Source organism: Frankia sp. R43 (assembly GCF_001306465.1).
GTDB lineage: Bacteria > Actinomycetota > Actinomycetes > Frankiales > Frankiaceae > Parafrankia > Parafrankia irregularis.
Genome location: NZ_LFCW01000017.1, coordinates 1 through 18463 on the forward strand (window position 1 = coordinate 1; position 18463 = coordinate 18463).

At 68.6% G+C, this 18463-nt stretch carries 17 protein-coding genes; 2 read left to right on the top strand and 15 right to left on the bottom strand.

What is annotated here, in order from left to right; genetic code table 11:
* From ACG83_RS40435 to ACG83_RS40460, 6 genes are all read right to left on the bottom strand, one after another.
* Positions 1-589: type II secretion system F family protein (locus ACG83_RS40435; protein WP_054571539.1), on the bottom strand; the 589-nt coding region annotated here is incomplete at its 3' end.
* Complete coding sequence (locus ACG83_RS40440; protein WP_054571540.1) at positions 583-1911, bottom strand: CpaF family protein; 1329 nt, start codon at positions 1909-1911, stop codon at positions 583-585. The genes ACG83_RS40440 and ACG83_RS40435, both read right to left, overlap by 7 nt.
* Entirely contained in the window at positions 1908-2831 is a 924-nt protein-coding gene (locus ACG83_RS45100) for a hypothetical protein (RefSeq protein ID WP_054571541.1), read from the bottom strand. Before ACG83_RS45100 ends, ACG83_RS40440 begins: the two co-directional genes overlap by 4 nt.
* Positions 2828-3460 (bottom strand): SAF domain-containing protein, encoded by a 633-nt coding sequence (locus ACG83_RS40450; RefSeq protein ID WP_063793379.1) that lies wholly within the window; start codon positions 3458-3460, stop codon positions 2828-2830. The genes ACG83_RS45100 and ACG83_RS40450 overlap by 4 nt, the downstream gene beginning before the upstream one ends.
* Before the next feature lie 68 nt (positions 3461-3528).
* Entirely contained in the window at positions 3529-4083 is a 555-nt protein-coding gene (locus ACG83_RS40455; protein ID WP_235498513.1) for a hypothetical protein, read from the bottom strand.
* Positions 4084-5891: 1808 nt separating this feature from the next.
* On the bottom strand, positions 5892-6821 hold the full coding sequence (locus ACG83_RS40460) for an endonuclease/exonuclease/phosphatase family protein (RefSeq protein ID WP_054571542.1): 930 nt from the start codon (positions 6819-6821) through the stop codon (positions 5892-5894).
* Between the two features lie 192 nt (positions 6822-7013).
* Between ACG83_RS40460 and ACG83_RS45690 the strand changes: the two genes are divergently transcribed.
* A complete protein-coding gene (locus ACG83_RS45690) occupies positions 7014-7262 on the top strand; it encodes a hypothetical protein (RefSeq protein ID WP_161934860.1) in 249 nt (82 codons plus the stop codon).
* A gap of 523 nt (positions 7263-7785) precedes the next feature.
* Here the strand turns inward: ACG83_RS45690 and ACG83_RS40470 are convergent.
* From ACG83_RS40470 to fxlM, 4 genes are all read right to left on the bottom strand, one after another.
* Positions 7786-8298 carry a hypothetical protein gene (locus tag ACG83_RS40470; protein ID WP_131799644.1) on the bottom strand — a complete coding sequence of 171 codons (513 nt, stop codon included), beginning with the start codon at positions 8296-8298 and terminating at the stop codon, positions 7786-7788.
* A 220-nt stretch (positions 8299-8518) separates the two neighbouring features.
* Complete coding sequence (locus ACG83_RS40475) at positions 8519-9088, bottom strand: hypothetical protein (protein ID WP_091286518.1); 570 nt, start codon at positions 9086-9088, stop codon at positions 8519-8521.
* 204 nt (positions 9089-9292) lie between these two features.
* On the bottom strand, positions 9293-10180 hold the full coding sequence (locus ACG83_RS40480; protein WP_083473985.1) for a methyltransferase domain-containing protein: 888 nt from the start codon (positions 10178-10180) through the stop codon (positions 9293-9295).
* Positions 10181-10183: 3 nt separating this feature from the next.
* Positions 10184-11386 carry a methyltransferase, FxLD system gene (gene fxlM, locus ACG83_RS40485; RefSeq protein WP_091286515.1) on the bottom strand — a complete coding sequence of 401 codons (1203 nt, stop codon included), beginning with the start codon at positions 11384-11386 and terminating at the stop codon, positions 10184-10186.
* A gap of 711 nt (positions 11387-12097) precedes the next feature.
* Between fxlM and ACG83_RS40490 the strand changes: the two genes are divergently transcribed.
* On the top strand, positions 12098-13633 hold the full coding sequence (locus ACG83_RS40490) for a helix-turn-helix transcriptional regulator (RefSeq protein ID WP_083473986.1): 1536 nt from the start codon (positions 12098-12100) through the stop codon (positions 13631-13633).
* 43 nt (positions 13634-13676) lie between these two features.
* Here ACG83_RS40490 and ACG83_RS40495 read toward each other — a convergent pair whose 3' ends face one another.
* From ACG83_RS40495 to ACG83_RS40515, 5 genes are all read right to left on the bottom strand, one after another.
* Positions 13677-14546 carry a dimethylarginine dimethylaminohydrolase family protein gene (locus ACG83_RS40495; RefSeq protein WP_054571547.1) on the bottom strand — a complete coding sequence of 290 codons (870 nt, stop codon included), beginning with the start codon at positions 14544-14546 and terminating at the stop codon, positions 13677-13679.
* Positions 14547-14701: 155 nt separating this feature from the next.
* Complete coding sequence (locus ACG83_RS40500) at positions 14702-15115, bottom strand: GFA family protein (RefSeq protein ID WP_054571548.1); 414 nt, start codon at positions 15113-15115, stop codon at positions 14702-14704.
* Positions 15112-15942: a DUF3865 domain-containing protein gene (locus tag ACG83_RS40505; protein WP_054571549.1), complete on the bottom strand. Its 831-nt coding sequence runs from the start codon at positions 15940-15942 to the stop codon at positions 15112-15114. The genes ACG83_RS40500 and ACG83_RS40505 overlap by 4 nt, the downstream gene beginning before the upstream one ends.
* Complete coding sequence (locus ACG83_RS40510; protein WP_054571550.1) at positions 15939-17234, bottom strand: JmjC domain-containing protein; 1296 nt, start codon at positions 17232-17234, stop codon at positions 15939-15941. Before ACG83_RS40510 ends, ACG83_RS40505 begins: the two co-directional genes overlap by 4 nt.
* Before the next feature lie 93 nt (positions 17235-17327).
* Positions 17328-18455, bottom strand: a complete 1128-nt coding sequence (locus ACG83_RS40515) for a hypothetical protein (protein WP_054571551.1) — start codon at positions 18453-18455, stop codon at positions 17328-17330.
* Between the last annotated feature and the right edge of the window lie 8 nt (positions 18456-18463).

Genomic DNA, 18463 nt, shown 5'->3' on the forward strand with positions numbered 1-18463 from the left:
GGCCCAGCAGGTCCGCGAGCTGGCGGGCCTGGCGGGACGCGGCCATCACCAGCGCGGCCACGACCAGATCCGCGGTCGGGTCGTCGAGCTCGTCCGCGAACACCACCAGCGCGTCCGGCAGCCGTGTCCCGTTGTCCAGGGAGGCGGCGAGGGTGAGGACCTCGACGCGGATCGGCAGCGGCGCGAGGGGGGCGGTGGCACGGATCGCCTGCTCGAGACCCGCGGCGCCGGCGAGGGTGTCGCGCAGCATCTCCGTCCAGACCGCGATCGCGGCGACCCGTGCGGTCTGTGTTTTCTCCGTCCGGCTCGCGGCGAGCAGGCCCGGCGCGAGCAGGACGGTGAGGGCGGCCAGCGAGGCGGCGACCGGCCAGCCGGTCAGCAGACCTACTCCGACCGCGGCGGCGACGGCCCCGGCGGTCCGGGCGTGCCGGGCCTGCGGGGACAACCCGTCGCCGATCCGGCGGGCCGCCGCACGGCGCAGCGCGCTCGCGGCCGGTGCGCTTCCGGTACCGGCCAGCCACAGGCCGACTCCGCAGGCCGCCCCGCACCCGAGGGCCAGGACCAGCCCGGCCGTGGTCGTGTTCACCATGACGGGACCGCCTCCCAACCACCGGTGCTGATCACGCCCGGTAGCGGGCGGTGGTCGTGGGCGGCGAGGAGCGCGGTGTTCTGCGGGCTTAGCGGCGCCCCGGGCACCGCGGCACCGTCCGGGCAGGGGCGCCACACCTCGTTCGTCGCTACCAGCAGCCCGTCGGCCCCGACGACCTCCCGGACGCTGGACACCACCCGGCGCCCGCCGGCGGTGCGGTCCAGGTGGATGACGAAGTGCACCGAAGCGGCGACGAGCAGCGCGGTCGCGTCCAACGGCAGCCGCTCCGCGGACTGCGCCGCGTAGGCGGCGAGTTTGAGGAATACCCCGGCGGAGGAGGAGGCGTGGATGGTGGCCATCGACCCGTCCACACCCATGGACATGGCGTTGAGCATCGGGATGACCTCGGCGCCGCGCACCTCCCCGACGATCACCCGGTCCGGGCTCATCCGTAGCGCCGCCCGTGCGAGGTCGGCCTGGCTGATCGCGCCTTCGCCTTCGATGTTGGGCTGGCGGGCCTGCAACGCGACGACGTCACCGTGCTGGCCGTCGCGGTCCAGACCGAGCTCGTAGGCGTCCTCGATCGTGATGATCCGCTCGGCGTACGGGACGTCGGCGGCCAGCGCCCGCAGGAACGTCGTCTTCCCGATCCCGGTCCCACCCGCGATCAGCACATTGCGTCGGGCCAGGACCAGCAGCTTCAGGAAGTGCCGCAGCTCGGGGCTGAGCATGCCCAGGTCGGTCAGCGCGTCGACCGTGACCCGCTGGTAGCGGTGGCGGCGGATCGACACGGCCGGACGGTGCGCGACCGCCATCAGCGCGTGCAGCCGGGACCCGTCCGGCAGCTGGCAGGACACCTCCGGCGACGCCCGGTCCCAGCGACGTTCCTCCACCCCGGCCCGTGCCACGACCGTGCGGACCAGCTCGACCAGCTCCGCGTCGGAACGCGCCACCGCCGGCATCCGTTCACGCGAGCCGTCGAACCGGCTGACCCACACCACATCGGCACCGTTCACCGAGATGTTCTCAACGGTGGGATCGTCGAGGAGATGCTGCAACCCAGCCAGCCCGAACAGGCCGTCGAGGACCGCCCGGGTGAGCCGCTCCTCGTCGTGGCGAGACGGCAGCTGACCGCCCGCGGCGAGCTGGGCGTGGGCATGCTCCGCGAGGACCTCCGCGATCAGTTCGGAGGCCAACGCCCGCTGATCATCCCGCCCCAGCGGCGGGAGGCCGCGCGCCTCGCGAATCTGCAGCCGCGCGGACAGCGCCGCGCCCACCTGGGCCCGAACCTGCGCCGCGAACGCGTCCAGGTCGCCGGTCATTGCCAGCCCTCCCGGTCAGGGGTCGTGGGAACCCAGCCAGACGCCGCCGCCTGCCCACCCGGCCGAGAGATCGTGAACGTCGCACCCGGCACCACCGGGAGACGACCACCCGCCCGCGGCAACGAGCCCGGCGGGACAGCGGGGAGCGGGGCGGCGGAAGGCAGCGCGGCGAGGGCCCGCGACGATCCGCCGCGCCGGCCGGCGAGGCGACGATCGAGATCGGCAGCGATGTCCGCGGCGGCACGCAGGAGTTGGGAACGGCGGGCGCCACGACCAAAGCGGCCCCCCGCCACCCCGGCCGCCGCCCGCGGATGATGCGGTATCACCCCCACGACCGGAAGACCCACCGCCTCCTCGACCCGCCCGGCCGACCATTCCGGTTCCCCGGCGAGGACCAGCACACAGTCCCGGCGGCCCGCGCCCGTCAGCTCCTCCACCCGGCCCGCGACCCGGGCCAGCTCGGCGGGGACCGGGCGCGCCAGCACGACCAGCACCCCGGCCGCCCCCGCGATCGGGAGCGCGACCGAGCCGGGATCAAGCCGGCCGCAGTCCGCCACGACCAGCCGGCCCGACGCGGCCCACGGCACCGACCCGGTCTGTGCCAGGACCGCGACCGCCCCACGGGCAGAGCCCGCCTCCACCGGCGCCGCGACCAGCCCCACACCCCCGGCGAGCGCCCACACATGCGCGTCCACCGCCGCCGCCCCGCCCCGTGCGGCAGCCGCCCAGGCCAGCAGGCCCGGATAGCCGAGCAGCCCGTACCAGCCAGCCACATCACCACCCGACGGATCCGCCTCCACCAGCAGCGGACCGGCATCCGCCGCGCCAGCCGGCCACACCGCCGCTAGCGCCAGCGCCGCCGTCGTCACCCCCGGCGAGCCCTTCAACGCGCCCACCGCGACCAGACCCACCCCGCTCACCGGGACACCGCCCGAACCACCAGCACGACCCGGCCCGCCGCCGCCGCCTCCGCCACCGGCGCGGCATCCCCGCCGGCCACCTGCAGCGACACGACCACCCCGCCGTCACCGGTCGGATCCGCCAGCCCGGCGCCGACACCCACGACCAGGCCCTCCACCGACCGCGCCCCCGACTCCGTGGACGGTGTGGACGGCGTAGACACGCTCCCGCTGACGGTCCCCGCCTGGGCCGACACCGCGGTGAGCAGGATCGACACCCTGTCGCCCCGCGCCAGCCCCGGAGGGAACTGGCCCGCCCGCAGCGACGCGCCGACCAGCGCCTGCCCCTCCGGCGGCACCCGCGACCCATCACCCACCGCCCCGGCCGGGAGCAGACTGCCCGCCAGCAACGGCACCACCGCCACCCGGCCCAGCACCGCGGCCACGCCGTCCGCGGCCACCACGTCCACCCCGCCAGCCGCTCCCACCGACACAGCGCGTAGATCCTGCGCGGTCAGCACCTGGCCCGCCGGCACGTCTCGCGCCACCAGCAGCAGATCGCGCCGCGCCTGACGCTCGTTCCCGACGGCGACGAACGCCGCGACCGACAGCGCGACCAGCACCACCCCGACCAGCGCCCGCCGTGCCATCCCACCCCGCGCACGGCTCTGCGCCCCCAGACGGGCGTCTTCATTGTGTCGAGGCCGCCTCGTGCCGCTCACCGGCCCGACCCCGACAGCACCAGCGCCTGTGACTCCCCGACGGCAACTGACGCCGTCGTCTGCGACGTCAGGCCGGCGGCCTCACCGGTCTGCCCCCCGCCCACCCAGCCGACCTGCCACGACACCGTGACCGTCAGCGGAAACCGACCCCCGGGCTCGCCCGCGGAGCCCCTCGTGAACCTGATCGCGCACTCCGACATCGCCGCGGGATCATCCACACCAGCCTGGAACGCCCGCCCGGGTCCCGCGCACCGCACCTGTCCGCCCGACCCGAAGTCCCACACCACTGACACCGGACGCGCCGTCGCGGTCACCGACACCCCCGGCACCGAGGCCGTCGCTGATACCGACATCCAGCTCGCCGCGTCGACCCACAGCCACACTGGCACCCCGACCAGCTGCACCGTCTCCACATCCGGGGACAACCCGAAAGCGGGGGCGGGCAACACCAGGCGGTTCACCGCCCGCTGCGCCATCACCTCCGGCGACGGAGGAACGACCGCGCCCATCTGCGCATCGGGCCGCCACACGATTCCGTAGCTGCTACTCACCCCGGGGCATTTGCGCTCATACCAGGAGCCGGGAATTCCCGGAGTGACTTCCGCAGCAAGGATCGCCGGAGGCGTGAAATCGGGCCGAGCCTTGTAATAGCAGCCATCACTGGCGAGTCGTCCCAGTTCTGGATCGACGCACGGCACCTTTCCTAGCACCGGAACATCGCATTCCTCTACGCTTCCTGAAGCGTCCGCTGGAGATAGTACTGGCGCGTGATTCTGATACACGTCGTCGGCGGGAGTTCCTTGGGTTCCGGCCCAGACGTCACAGGCTCGGTCGGCCTGTTGGCATCGAGCTCCGAACAGGACGTCGTCCGCTCGAGCTGCCGTCGCCTGGAGGAGCATCACGAGTGGGACCGCACCGGCGATCAGCGGGGAGAGTTTCAACACGTGCCTTTATTCTGAATGACCAGCTGATCAACTTTCCAGGTGCCGTCATGGAAGAGCACCAGTGCTTGGCTGCTACTTCGACCACCGGGGACATCGTCCTGAAGTACACCATCGGGCGTGTAGTTGAGCCACTTTGTGGTGTCCACACAGTCGGTAACAGTCACCCGATCCGGCCTGCCCGCAGGATCCGCTGCCGTGACGTGTGGGCTGAGCCCCGGCGTTCCCTTAGAAACGACCCCGTTCCGCCAGTTCGTGTAAACCGCACGGTAGGCAAGCGTCAGTGCGCTCCCGCTCGCATGTCGCGCCATCCTGAGACTCGCGTAGTCGGATGTCTCCGCGATGGCAACCCAGTCCTCCCACATCCCCCGATAGGCAGTGAGCGCGTCGCGTTCAGCGATCTCCGCCGGGGTCAACGACGCCGAGGGGCTGACGGCAGATGGAGAAGGCGCCGCCGACGCCGGCGGCGCCGGTGGGTCGCCAGGACTGTCGGCGCAGGCACCGGTCGCGAGCAGGACCAGCAGGGCCGCCGACCATCCGCGCCGCCTCACGTTCCGTTACCCATCTGACCCCTGCCTTATCACGTTGGTGACTCGCCGAAGTGCCAGAGAGTTAGACCACCAGCGGGAATGAATGACAAGGGAGGTGAACGTCACAGACGCATCCGCGGCGGCGCGAACTATTATGCGCGCGAGCAAAGGGAGTGGCTACACTCCGCGATCGCGCCTTCGGTGCTTTGGCGAACAGGAGGGCGCTCGCGACCCATCGGGGAGACATACCCGCTCGGCGCACTCAAGATCACAAAATGGCTGCGCGGGCCCGGAGGAAATCCTCTGGCCAAGGCATCGACACGGGTCGAGGGCTGTGACGCGCATCGTCGACTGTCCCAACGCCGGGATTCGGCCGAGACTCACCCCGGAAGGCCGACAGCTTCACTGCGGAGAGTGATGTCCAGGAGGGTCATCGTGCGGCATCGTGCCGTGCCAATGCAGGTGCATGGCATCTTCGGGACATTTCGCTGCCAGCAAAAAGCGGGGTGCGAGAGAGATCAACATCGGCCCATGTACCGGACAGTAACGACAGCGGCCCTCAGCGGGGCCGGCCGGCCCCGCCGCTGTCATCGGCTGGCGCCTGGTTAGGTCACGGTGAGGTAGGCGATGGAGGTTCCCAGGAGGAAGGGGGCGTCGGCGGGCGGTTGAGCGCCATGCGTCGGCGTAGCGGCGGGCGAAGGCGGTGCCGAGGACGCGGCTGATCGCCTGGTAGGCGGATTCTCCCGCCGGTCCCGTGGCGCGGAGCGCGGCGTCGGCCGCGGCTTCTCCGATGATGGGGGCGGTGACCGTTTCCTCCCCACACACCACTATCGGGGGATCATCTTCGCAGACCGTCCCGCCTCAACCGCTTGCGTTCGGCTGATTTCCTCACGAGGGAAGCTGCGGATTGCTGCGCTGTGCCTGCGTGCCGAGAGCCGTGGTCTCGTAGGTGACCGTGACGGGCAGGTGATCCGAGGCGCTGCGTGCCAGCTCGGTCCGGGTCACCTCGACCGCGCGCAGCGCCGGGGCGATCTCGGCGGTCACGCGGATCGCGTCGATCCGCCGGTCTCCGAAGGTGTTGCCGGGCCAGTGCCCGACGGTGGCCTCCCACGGCCGGTCCAACACGACCGCGGCGTCCGTGAGCCCGCCCGCGTACAGCACCTCACCGGGCTCCCGGTCCGCCCGGTGCCACCGGCGGCCGTGTTCGTCGTACCCCCACACGGTCTGGTAGATCAGGTCCGCGTACCAGTCACTGTCGGCATACGGGTCCGGGTCGTAGAACGTGCCGTCCGGCCGCCGGTCCGCGCTGACACAGTTCCAGTCCGCGCCGACCAGACCGGGCGGGCTGCCCTCGGGCCGGGTCATCACCGCCACGACCCGCTCCATCTGATCGGCCCGCATGTGCCGGCCGAACGGCGTCCCATGGTGGCTCGCGTACTGCACCCGCCGCCCGTCGATCTCCAATGTGATCTTCGCGAGGGCGTGCCAGAAGTCGGCCGCCCCGTACGTGCGGAACGATCCCGGGACCACCGTCAGGCCCGGCCGCCACAGCAGGCCGACGTGGAAACGCTGCCGGCCGGCGGCGATCGCGGGCCGGTCCGGCTCGTAGGCGCACTCCATCCCGGCGTCGTCGGCGAGGGCCCGCAGCCGGGCCGCGGCGACCTCGACGTTCGGGGCGATGATCTCCTGGACCGCGAGGACGTCCGCGTCCAGACCGCGGATGACCTCCACGACCCGCCCGTACCGCTCACGCTCCTCGGCGCTGTCGGACTCGAACAGGTTGAGCATGTTGTACGTCGCGAACCGAACCTCGGCCATCTGACGCCTTTCCTTCCGTGCGGGTCCGCGACGATGCGCCGCGGAAGGTCCGTGAGCGGCAGGACCGGCCGGCCAGCCGCTTTTCGCCGGCCGACAAGTCCCAATATTTGATCATGGCTGCTGTCGCACGGCCGGCGTCGGCGCGCGAGCATGGACAGGAGCGTCCGGAGGCGAGCAGGACGGGTGATGCCGATGAGGACCGAGAAGACACGGCGTCGCCGTGAACTCCGCGACGCCCAGTACCGAGCCGCTCTCGGCCTGCCAGCCGACGGCCCGCTGCCGGCGAGCCTGGGCGCGGTCGGCGGCTCCCGCGGCGGCGGTCACGCCGGCCGGATCAACCAGACGACCACCGGACGACCAGCCGGTTGGCGTCATCCCACCCGGTCGGCACGGAAACACCAGGGCAAGCACGGAGGTGAGCACCATGAGCAAGAGCGGTAGCAGGGCCGGTCGGAGTACGCCGAGCAGCGGAAGGTCGTCACGGTCGACGCCGATGACAGGGAAAGCATCGTCGAGAGTGCAGTCGTCCGCTGCCCGTAACCCCTCGGGCCGGTCGGCCCGGACCGGGTTCGCACCGCGAGCGCAGTCCGCAGCCGCACGGAACCCCGGCCCGGCCAAGCCCCAGTAGCCCACCCGGATCCGGTCGCGATGGCGATTTGATCGAGACTCTGGATCTCGCTCGATCACGCGGGTCCCGTCAGACACGCGTCCGCAACACGCTCACGATCCCGCAGCGTCACGGACTTGTCCGCTACGTGAATCCCCGCGGCGCAGGCATCGACGGCGGCTGCGGTCGGAAAACTGAAGCAGAACCACATCCGGCCGATGTGGGCCGAGACGGGCCCGCCAACGCGGGCCACCGGTCCTGCGGTGTGCCGACTCCGTCACTGAGGCCACCTCGGGGCAGGTTCTGCGTGTTGATCGTCAACATCATCGGAGTGCCCTCCTGCGTCGTGGGTCATGGTCACAGCGATGGCGCCAGCGTGATCGTGGCCGGATGCCGCCGCCCGGCGTAGTCGATGCTCACCGACCGGGCCAGCAGGCCGGAGAGTGGGCGCGACCGCCTGAACCACCACAGCCACGACATCGTCCAGCCCATGACAGCGCTGGCCACGACCGCTGCCGGCAGATCGACCTCGACAAGCAGCGGTTGCGCGCACGGGCCGAGGACCAGGCACTGCCCGACCCCGCCGGACGCCACCAGGCCGCATCCGGGGAAGGTTCGCAGAAGCGTCAGGCACCGCTCGAGGTCATCGCCACCACCCGAGTGGATAAGAACATCGGCAATTGCGAGGTCGTTAGGCCCCCATGTCCACGAGGCCGATTCCCGCCAACCGGGGGGCAGGGTCGCCCGAAAATGATGCCCCTCCAGCACCGAGGAGGGCTTCGCCTTGATCTCCAGGCCGTGCTCCACCACCCACAACACCACCGGACCATCGCTGCTCACATCGGCGAACACCGGCGCATCGCCGCTCACCTCCACGACCTTCGTGACAACGCCCGCAGTCACATGCGTCGCCCCATAGTTGTCAGGCCACCGAAGGCCACGGCCCGCGGCCGAGGTCATCTCCCGCTGACCCGCGTCGCGTCGGACGCCCCGGCCGGGCCGCTCACGCCAGCCCAGCCCCGCTGCAGACTCCTCGTCCGCGCACACCGTGCCTCTCCGCGCCCGCCTTGCCGCCCTGTATGTGCCGTGCTCACAGCGACGGGTCCAGCGTGAGAGTCACCGGGTAGCGCCGCCCCGCGTAGTCGATAACCACCGGCCGGGTCAGCATGTCGGCGAGGGGCCGTCGGCGCCGGGCCCAGTACCACGAGGCGATCCAGCCGTAGACCGCGCTAGCGACAGGTGGCGCTGGCAGATCAACCGCGACCCGTAGCGGCTGCGCGTAACGGGCGACCACCACGTAGTCCTCGACCTCGCCAGCGACGGTCACCTCACAGCCGGGGAAAGCGCGCAGCAGTCCTACGCAATGCGCGACAGCGTCCTCGCCGTCGCCGCCTGGGTAGACGAGAACGTCAGCGGACTGGAGCTCGGCGGGCCCGACCATCGGGTGGCTGAGCCCGGTACCGGGGTGGATGACCCGCAGGTGATGACCCTCCAACTGGAGAAAAGGATCCGCCATGATGTCCACGCTGTGATCGACTACAGCGATGATGACCGGCCCGTCACTGCTGACATCAGCGGTCTCTATGACGACCCCGGTGGTCACGACAGCCACGCCCTCGCCGTCTCCCCGCGCGGCGGTGCTCGCCTCAGGAGCGGTCATCCCCACGTAGCCAGTGCCGGGTCCAGTAGCCCGGCGGTGGCGCTCAGGCCAGCGTCCGCCGGAAGCACCCGCGTCACCCGCGCCCGGCCGCGTCATTCTGCATCACAGAATCCCCCTCCGGTTACCCACCGCATCATAGATCGCCATGTTGGGGGCTGATCCACGTTGGGAGACGAGAGCTGCGGGGCCGACCATGGCGGGCCGTCACGTGGCGGATTCCGGTTTGGTCATGGTGAGGTAGGCGATGGGGGTTTGCAGGAGAAGGGGGCGTCGGCGGGCGGTCGAGCGCCATGCTTCGGCGTAGCGGTGGGCGAAGGCCGCGCCGAGGACGCGGCTGATCGCCTGGTAGGCGGACTCTCCCGCCGGGCCCACGGCGCGCAGCGCCGTGTCGGCCGCGGCGACTCCGATGATGGGGGCGGTGACCGTCTCCTGGGTGTGTTCGACCGGGAGGAGGCCGGCGAGGCGGGCGTTGCCGATCGCGTGTGCCGCGGTGAAGGTGTGGGCGGCGGGGCGGACGCCGGCGAGAACCCGTTCGGCCTGGGCGATCTCGCGGGCGCTGAGACCGTCGAGGGCGATAGGTCCGCTCTGCCCGAGCAGGGGCTCACACAGGGACAGCCATCCTCCCGGTTTGAGGACACGGGCGATGTCGATCAGCATCCGGCGGGGGTACAGGAGCGGGCCGAGGAGACTGCGGCCGATGACCGCGTCCACGCTGGCGTCCGGCAGGGGTACGGGGTTTTCGGTGAGGTCCCAGACCGATCCCCAGGTGTGGCCGTTCTCCGGGGTCGGCCGGATCCGCTGCAGCGCTTCCGCGGTCGGGGTCAGGGTGGTGACGCTGCCGCCGGGGAGAACAGCCCAGAGCGCGGCGCTGGTCAGGGTCGATGCCTGGCTGAGGTCGACCAGGTCCTGCCCGGGACGGACCCGTGCCCCAGCGAGGACCGTGGTCTCGGCCGGTGACAGGCGGCGCCGGACCTCGAGATGCTTCTGGTGACGGTGCACGATCAGAAGATCCGCGTCGGCGGGTCCCGCGGCGGAGCGGCTGATGGGCCGGCCGCCCCGCCCGGTTTTCGACGAGGAACGTGACGAAGCCATGGTTCAGCCCCAGCTGATCAGGACCTGCGCGGACGGCAGGTCGAAGCGCCGGCCGGGTGGCGGGGACTTCTCGACGACGCCGCGGGGGTAGACGTGGATCGTGGGGAGCTCGCCGCGGTGCTCCGTGTTCCAGACACGGACATCGTGAGCGAGCTGGTCCGCGAGCCGGGTCCGGTCCGGCCCGTAGGCGATCACGCCGATTTCCAGTCCGTCCCCGGTGGTGTGTCCGAGGGCGAGGAAGGCGAGCGTGGCGTCGGTCCAGATCGCCGGCGCTCCGGGCGGGATGGTCTCTGTGACCGGGCCCGTCTGATAGGTGGGGGTGTCGGTGTGGAGCCGGCCCAAGGTCGGTTGGGCTGTGGCCAGCCACAGGTCCAGGCTCGACAGCAGCAGGGTGTCGTCGGGAGCGACGATCACACCGGTTCCCACGGTGTGACGTGGCCCGGCGAGCGCGGCGCACAGCGCGTCGACGTCGACGTCCTGGTCAGGGCCGACGTCAAGCCGTGCCCCGCCTGCCAGGGTCACCGTGGTCCGCCGGGGGACACCGAATCCTTGCATCGGTCCGAACGCGAACGGTCGGATCGCGTCGGAGGTCAGGATCCCACCGACCTTGGCGAATGCGACGGTGTGGGTGAGGCCGCGGAGGTGCAGGGGGATGATGATCCTGCCGCCTTCGACAAGCTGGTCGAACCAGTCCTGTGGCACGTCCGGCGTGTCGAACGTGACGACGATCCGGTCATAGGGGGCACGGAGCCCGAACCCGAAGCGCCCATTGGAGACCAGCGCCGTGATCCCGGTGTAGCCGGCCGTGCCCAGGCATTCGTGGGTGCGGCGGACCACGGTCTCCTCGAGGTCGAGGCTCACCACCGAACCTGTCCGCCCTGTCAGCCTCGCCAACAGGGCGGCCTCGTAGCCCCCGGATCCCAGCTCGAGGATCCGCTGGCCGGGTTCGACCCGCAGCGCTTCCAGCATCGCCGCGACCACCGACGGCTGCGACACCGAGCCCACAGGGTTCTTGTAGATGTCACGTTTGGTGACGACGGCCTGGTCCTGGTAGGCCGCCTCGGGCGGCAGGTCCGGCAGGAACAGCTCCCGCGGCACGGTGCGCATCGCCGCCTCGACCGGCGCCGACACCGGCTCGGCGGCCAGGATCCGCTCGACCATCGCCTCCCGCAGTCGCGCGACCGAGACATCCGCGATGGAGGTCACGGCGCCACCGCCGAGAGCGCGCCGTGGCCCTCACCGTTCTCTGTCGCGCGCGTGATGGCGATGGCCTCATGTACCGCGGGAGGGAACTGGAGGAGCTGCCGCCCTCGCGGAATGGCCGGAGCGGCGGGGAATGTGAACACGGCTTCCTCAGACAGGAGACGGCTGGCGATGGAACCCGCCAAGCCCGGACCGCACACCCGATGTCGATCCGAACCCGGCGGGGGACGACGCAGGTCCCCGGGTGCCAGGCGCCCGATCACACGAAGGCATCACGCCCCGGCCAGCCGCGAAACGTTCGTGGCTGGCCGGGCATCGTTTTCCTCGTACGACCGGCGTCCGGCACCGCCTCGGAGCGCTGCTGCTCTGATGGAACCGTGGCGTAGCGCAGGTGCACAGACCGAAACCCTGGCCTTCTACTGGCCTTTCACTGGCCTTGTTCGCGGCCGGTTTGGGCGCCCCGAGCGGCTCACCCCGCCGCTACACCTGGCAGGGCCGCGACCCACCAGGTCGTCCGCATGGAGGAGCTGACGCCCAGGGACCTCTGGAAGAGTCAGACCAGAGCAAGCGGCTTTGACTTCCCGGCCTGATGGGGTCACGGGTAAGCGGCCCGCGCAGGGCACCCTGACTTTTTGTGGTCGCGTTCGGGCCTCGCCGGGCCCCGAGTGTTTACGCTGTAGCCGATCCGAGCTCGCTGTGTGACGGGGAGGTGGAGTGACAGCTCATACGCGCGCGGACCTGCTCACGCAGTACCGCACCTGGTATCAGCTCACCCAGCCCGAACTCGCCGAGAAGATCGCAGAGCGAGGGCAACGCGAGGACCCCAACTCCACTCGGCCAGCGGTGACGGCCAGCCTTGTCTCGCGGTGGGAACGAGGTGCGAGCCAACCCAGCCCCCGCTATCTGCGTCTCCTGTGCGCGGTACTCCAGGCCACCCCGGCCGAGCTCGGGCTACGTCCGCCCATGCCCGGCGAACGCATCACCCACCCCTGGAACCAGTCCAGCCCCGACCAGCCGAAACCGATAACTCCCGCACGCCCATCCCAGCCGCGGACCAGCGAAGACCTGAGCCCGACAGCACGAATCGCCGCGCGTTCCGGAGCGAGCCACGGGATTGGCCACGAGAGGGAGCCCTGGGACGTTCCTGGCTTGGTGTATCGATCCTCGTTGGGGCATACGCTTGTCACCGTTGATGAGATCGGGAGGGCAGACGTGCGCCGTCGGGACCTGCTACTGCGATCATCGTTCGTTCTGGGGGCGCTCGCCGGACCCTCCCGGGACTGGCTCCTCGCCAGCCTGGAGGCCGTCGACGCCGGAGGCCCCCGCCGCGCGGACATGGACACGATCTCCTCGATCCGAACGATGTTCGGGGTCTTCCAGGAGATGGACGTCATCCAGGGCGGTGGAGAAGTCGCCCGCCGCACGGTCGCCCAGTACCTGACCGACCACGTACTCCCGCTCCTCACAGAGTCCCAGCCCTCGCATGTCCGCAAGGCGCTGGCCGAGGTCGCCGCCGAACAGACCTACCTCGCGGGATGGATGGCGTTCGACGCCGGGCAACAAGGCGTCGCCCAGCGTTATCTCATCCAGTCGCTGCGCCTCGCCGAGACATCCGGGAACCGGATGCTCGGAGCCCATGTACTGGCCGGCCTGGCAGACCAGGCAACGATGCTCGGTCACCCCGACGAAGGCCTACGCCTCGCCCGTACCGGCCGTCACGGACTCGGCAACCTCAACGCCCCCGCCGTCCTCACCGACCTCTGGGTGCTGGAGGCACGCGCCCTGGCGGTCATGGGCCGGCGAAGCGAGTCCGCGGTCGCGATCGGTCACGCGGAGAGGAAGTTCGACCTAGTCGACGTCGCAGACGAACCCGAGTGGGCGAGGTTTATCGACGAGCCCTACATCGCAGGAGAGATCGCAAACAGTCTGCGTGACGCGGGGGACCCCGCAGAGGCGCAGCGCTACGCCCACCGATCCGTCGAGGGCGCCCGCCGGCAGAACCGCAGTCGGCGCGCGGCGCTGTCCCAAACCGTGATCGCGGTCGGACACGCCCAACGCAACGACATCGAGGCCGCCGTCGCAGCCACGCACACCGCGATGGACATCGCCATGGGCGTTCCGATCTCCGCCCGGTATGCCACCGCTATCACAGACCTGCGGGACCGCCTCATCCCCCACCAGCGCGAAGCCGCAGCCCACGACGTCATCGCGCGCATCAACCGCACAGCACTGGCCCCCGCCAACATTTAGCAACGGCCCAGAAGGTCCTGTAAAAGCAACAGTTTGACGCTGATTAGATTCGTAGGAGCGGGAGGGTGGTACAGCGCAGTGAACCGGGTATTTGGGTCACGGCCGAGTAGTCGACGGTGAGCACCTCGATGCCCTCGGCTGCCAGCGCGCGGCAAATACGGTCGCTCCCGGTAGCCGCAACAACTACTCCTGGGGAAATCGCGAGCATATTCGCCTGCACCGCACATGCTTCATCATCCGTGACTTCGATGAGGCGGTCAAAGTGCTCCTCGAACCAGAGAATCTGATCTGGGGGGAACACTGCCCGATGAACAAGGGCAATTCTGGGTGCGACGATATTGAAATGATCGTCCAGGTGCACGATGCCGGGAACCGCGAAGCGGATGGGGATCACCTCACGGTCGACGCCGAGAGCATTGAGGATGGCCTGCAGGCCCGCGACACCGGACAGAGATGTCTCTTCGCTGAGGCCTACTAGCACGCATCCGTCGTGGAGCATGACGTCTCCGCCCTCGATTGTGCCACGCGGAAGGTATGCGACCCGCGGCATTCCCGCCGTGAGAGCGGCCAGAGCAGATGCTTCAGGTCTCCGATGTTCGGAGTTCAGGCGGGCCATTACGAAGACGTTGTCGATGACGAAGCCGAGGTCGCGCGGGTAGTGCTGGCACGAGCATCCGGGAGCAGGGTCGAGTATGACGATCTCCGCACCACGGTCCCGCAATAGATCCATAAAAGCATCCTGCTGGGCGCGAACCTTCGTGCTGTCGTAGGGCGACCAATTGCTGGTCGTCATCTGGCGAGCGAGGACAGGGTGGACATCGGGGCCGTCGAGGTCTCGGGTAAAGTCGCCGGCGTAACGCATCGCTACGCGACGTAGATTGTCGAACTCGTTTACTACATGCGGAGGAAGCATGACAGGTGGGCCTCCGATGCAGCGCCAGGGCGAGGGGACTGAATGGCCGCGCACTTCGGAAAGCGCACGGCAAAGAGGCCGGCGCTTGCCATTCCGGCCACCGGGGTGGTGAGTCCTCTACGTCTCCTCACCACCCGAGTCGTTGGCGGTAAGCGTCAGCCGACCACGCTGTGCCGGGTGTCGGACACCTGCGGCAGCCAGGTGACCGCGTCGCCGCGGAAGGACTGGTTGACCGGGATGAGGTCGGTGGCCTCATCCAGCGCACTGAGCGTGATCGCGATGGTGTCGCCGCCGTCGTCGAGAGCACACAGCTGGCTGCCGCAGCTGGGACAAAAGCCGCGCTTGGTCTCACCCTCGAAGGTGTAGTACCAGGATGGTGTGCCGCTCGCGCCGGTCCAGACGAGTCCGACCAAGGGGAAGGACACCCACGACATCATCGGGCCGCCAGAAAGCTTCTGGCAGTGGGGGCAGCTGCAGGTATGCGGGTAATCCGGCTCGCCAACGACCGTGAACTTGATCTTTCCGCACAGGCAGCCGCCAGAGCGAAGCTCAGTGCCTGAGGTGCTCATCCGATTCTCCTTGCTCGGGTAGCCAGTTCGCTCCACCAGTGTGCCATCGCCTCGAAGATCTGCAGGAAGCCGTCCGTTGACTGTGACAGGTCGAGATGGAACAGATCATTCTGCCTAATGAACCGCGCTAGCCCTTCGATGTGGGAAGCTTCGACACTCAAGCCCTCGATCTGCGCGGCATCGTGCTCGTCGTCCAAATGCAGCTCGTAGTAGTGGTGCAGCGCCTTGAGCTCCTTGCCGCTGGCCCGGACCGTCAGCTCGCCGTAGCGGTTCGTGATGTCTCGCAGGAGTGCGGTTTCAGCGATCGCGACGGCCTCCGTTGCGTAGTAGCCTCCCGCTATCAAGCTGGGCATGTGCGAGCCGACCATCACTTGGTGGAGAAGGACCAGTTTGGCCGTCTCGTCGGCCGGGACATGCCCGTTGACGAGAAGACCGAGGTCGCTGAGCAGGGCGTTGGAGTACAGCACGTAGTGCGCGGGGACCTTGCCGCGCTCGCCGCCCTCCTCCAGGTGGTTGCGCCGCAGTTCGTGAGCGAGCTCCGGGCAGAATCCCTCCACGGCGGTGGCAGCAGCCTTGAGGAACTGAGCATTGTAGCGAGCGAACACCGAGAGCTCCTCGATGTACATGCGGGCCTGGGCTGCGGTGAGCGTGTCCGGACCAACCACGTTCCGGATCTCCTCGAACACCCAGGCGACCATCGGTGCAAAGTGCTTGTCGACCAGGTCGTCACCCGAGTCACAGGTTCCCAGAAGGGCAGCGTTGATGTACCTGCGCGTATCGGCGTGAGACTCGCAGTAGGCCTGCACGAGAGAGTTTTCGGGGGTCATGCCGCGATGTCCTTCATGTGGATGGAGCGAGTGGTGACGTGGAGGCCGCCGGTCGCGCCTAGCGCACGGATCGCGGCGAGTACGTTCTCGTCCTCGGGGAGGGTGATGCTGGTCCCAGCGCTGAGGTCTGCGGCCACCTTCGGGGGCAACACGCTGGCGTCGATGGCGATCTCATAGCCGCGCAGGAAGATCCGTTGACCGCTGACGAGCATCCGGTACGGCTCAATGACTGAGACCGACGCGCCGGGCACGACCTCCTCTACGTTGAACGCGGCGGCGGCCTCGGACCGGGCGAGGTCTCCGTCCACCAGTTCCCAGCCGCCGTTACTGAGGATGGTGTTCCATCTCTGGCTTGCATGCTGCTCGACGGCGGCAGCGAGCCCCTCAAGCGCGGTGGCGAGTGTCGGGCGGGCGAGGTCGGTCAGGCGCTGCGCTACCGGGCCACTTCCCGCGGCCAAAGCCGCCATCGGCGAAGGATGGCTGAGCTCGTGGTCGGGTCCGCGATCGGCGAGAAGGGACGCGAACAGTTCGGGGAACAGGACCTCGCGAAGGAGGCCTGCGTCGGGGTAGGTGTACAGCGGCACAGCCACTGAGACGCTGAACTCATCCTGGGTCCCAACGTGGAATACGCGACGGGGCAGGAACAGGATGTCGCCAGCTTCCAGGACGAAATGCTCGCCATGTTCCAGCAGCCACGAGTAGTCGCCATAAAGAGGATTCTTGCTGCCGGTGAGCTTCTCAAACGCCTCAGCGGACCACGTATAGAAGTTCTTCGGATTCGGCCCGAGGTGGACAAGGAAGGCGTCCTCGAATCCCTCGTGGACACCGAACGCCGTGCCCGCGTAGTTCCCGACGAACGCGACCAGCTCAGCGCCACCGAGAGGCACGCCCCATCCGTCAAGGAGGGACGCAAGGAATGCTCCTAGCCCTGCGGCCAGCCGCGGGCTTACGGTCTCCAGATTGTTGATTACCAGGCTAAAGCGCTCGGCGACAGTCAGGGTCTGCAACCATTGGACGAAGCCTCCCTCGTCCCACCCCGGTGCACTCAGCACCCCAGGCAGGAGGTCGTCCCGCCGGTCCTCTCCAACATAGACACGAGCGTGCGCTGCGATATCAGTTCCGGCAACGTGTGTCCTACGGATTGCTGCGAATCCGGCAAGGACGTCGTCAGGTCGCGCCGCGGCCGCTGGAATCACGTTCTTGAACAGGAAGGGCGCCGTCCCGACACTGGTGCGCGAGAGGAACTCGTCGGTCCAGAAACTGCGGTCGAGGGGCCGGGCATAGATAGTCATTCGCTGTCCAGACGATCAGGCGGCCGCTATAGGTGTGCGATCCGCGGCGTCGTGAGATGGAGAGGAAGGGCGACCGGGGGCGCAGCGGGGTCGCTAGCCGAGGTAATCTTCACAACCTCCTGCGCGGACGGTGTCGAGAGTGAAACAATGGAAGCCTCCCCCGAAGAGTCGGCGGTGCCGATGGCGAACCGGAACAACCGTGAAGCCACGCCCCTCGAGCACGCTAATCAGTTCAGGGTAGTGAGAATTGACGACGACGGTCTCCTCGTCGATCGATAGCACATTGATGTCGATGTAGCGGCTGGCGATGGGGATAACGAAGCCGAAGTCGTCATACTTGGGAAAAGTGGACTCGTCCGTCTCCGGGGGGTAGATAACATCCCACGCTTGCATTTCCTTAGGTAGGAACGCCAAATATTTTGGCGAACGCAGAAGCATCAAACCAGGCCGCAGTGGCACCACAACACTGTCGATGTGGTTGTCTGCTATTCCGTCGAGTCGATGGAAGCGCATATGGGGGAAGTTGACGGTGAGCCAGCGCAGCGCCAGCTCATGATTGCGGTTGGCCACGTTCACTAGGACATCGCGACCTAGCCGCATGCACTGTGCGCCGTCGAAAACCAGCTCCAGGCCCAAGCCGTCGATGCCCAGGGCCGTCTCACCTTCGGTGGCACGAGAGACATCGATGCCAAGGCGGCGGAAATAGGCGTCATCCAGGGAATCCCGCCCCAGCGCGGGTCGTGGCATGCTCAGCCAGTTCGACCCGCCCTCGAAGTAGGAATAGAAGAGCGGTTTGAGAAGATCGTTTTCGAAGATTCTCGAGCGCACGTGTGGCGCGGTCTCCACGATCGTGTTCCCGAGAACTATCGTCTGGTCTCTGACATTGAGGGGAGGTGTTGCTCGGGCATTCCAGAGTGGGGAGCATATGTCGACATTCTTGCCCGGAGTCGCGGGCCGTAGAACGCTCACTCCGCACCCGGTCAGGGCGTCGACGAGGCCAGCAATGTCCTCGTTCAGCTCGTCGACCAGTTGCTCAGGGATCGCCAGGAGAGGATCTGCGCCACCCTCATTTCCTAGGGTGGGAGCCACATTGTCGAAGAAGAACAGCCGCCACGAAGTGTCGAGGTCGTGGGCGGTGTAATACTCGGCGCGACCGACGATGACTTGGCTGAGCCGCGTCCATTCGTCAAAGCTGTTCGCACCACTGGCGGGGTCGGTCATGGCGTGCA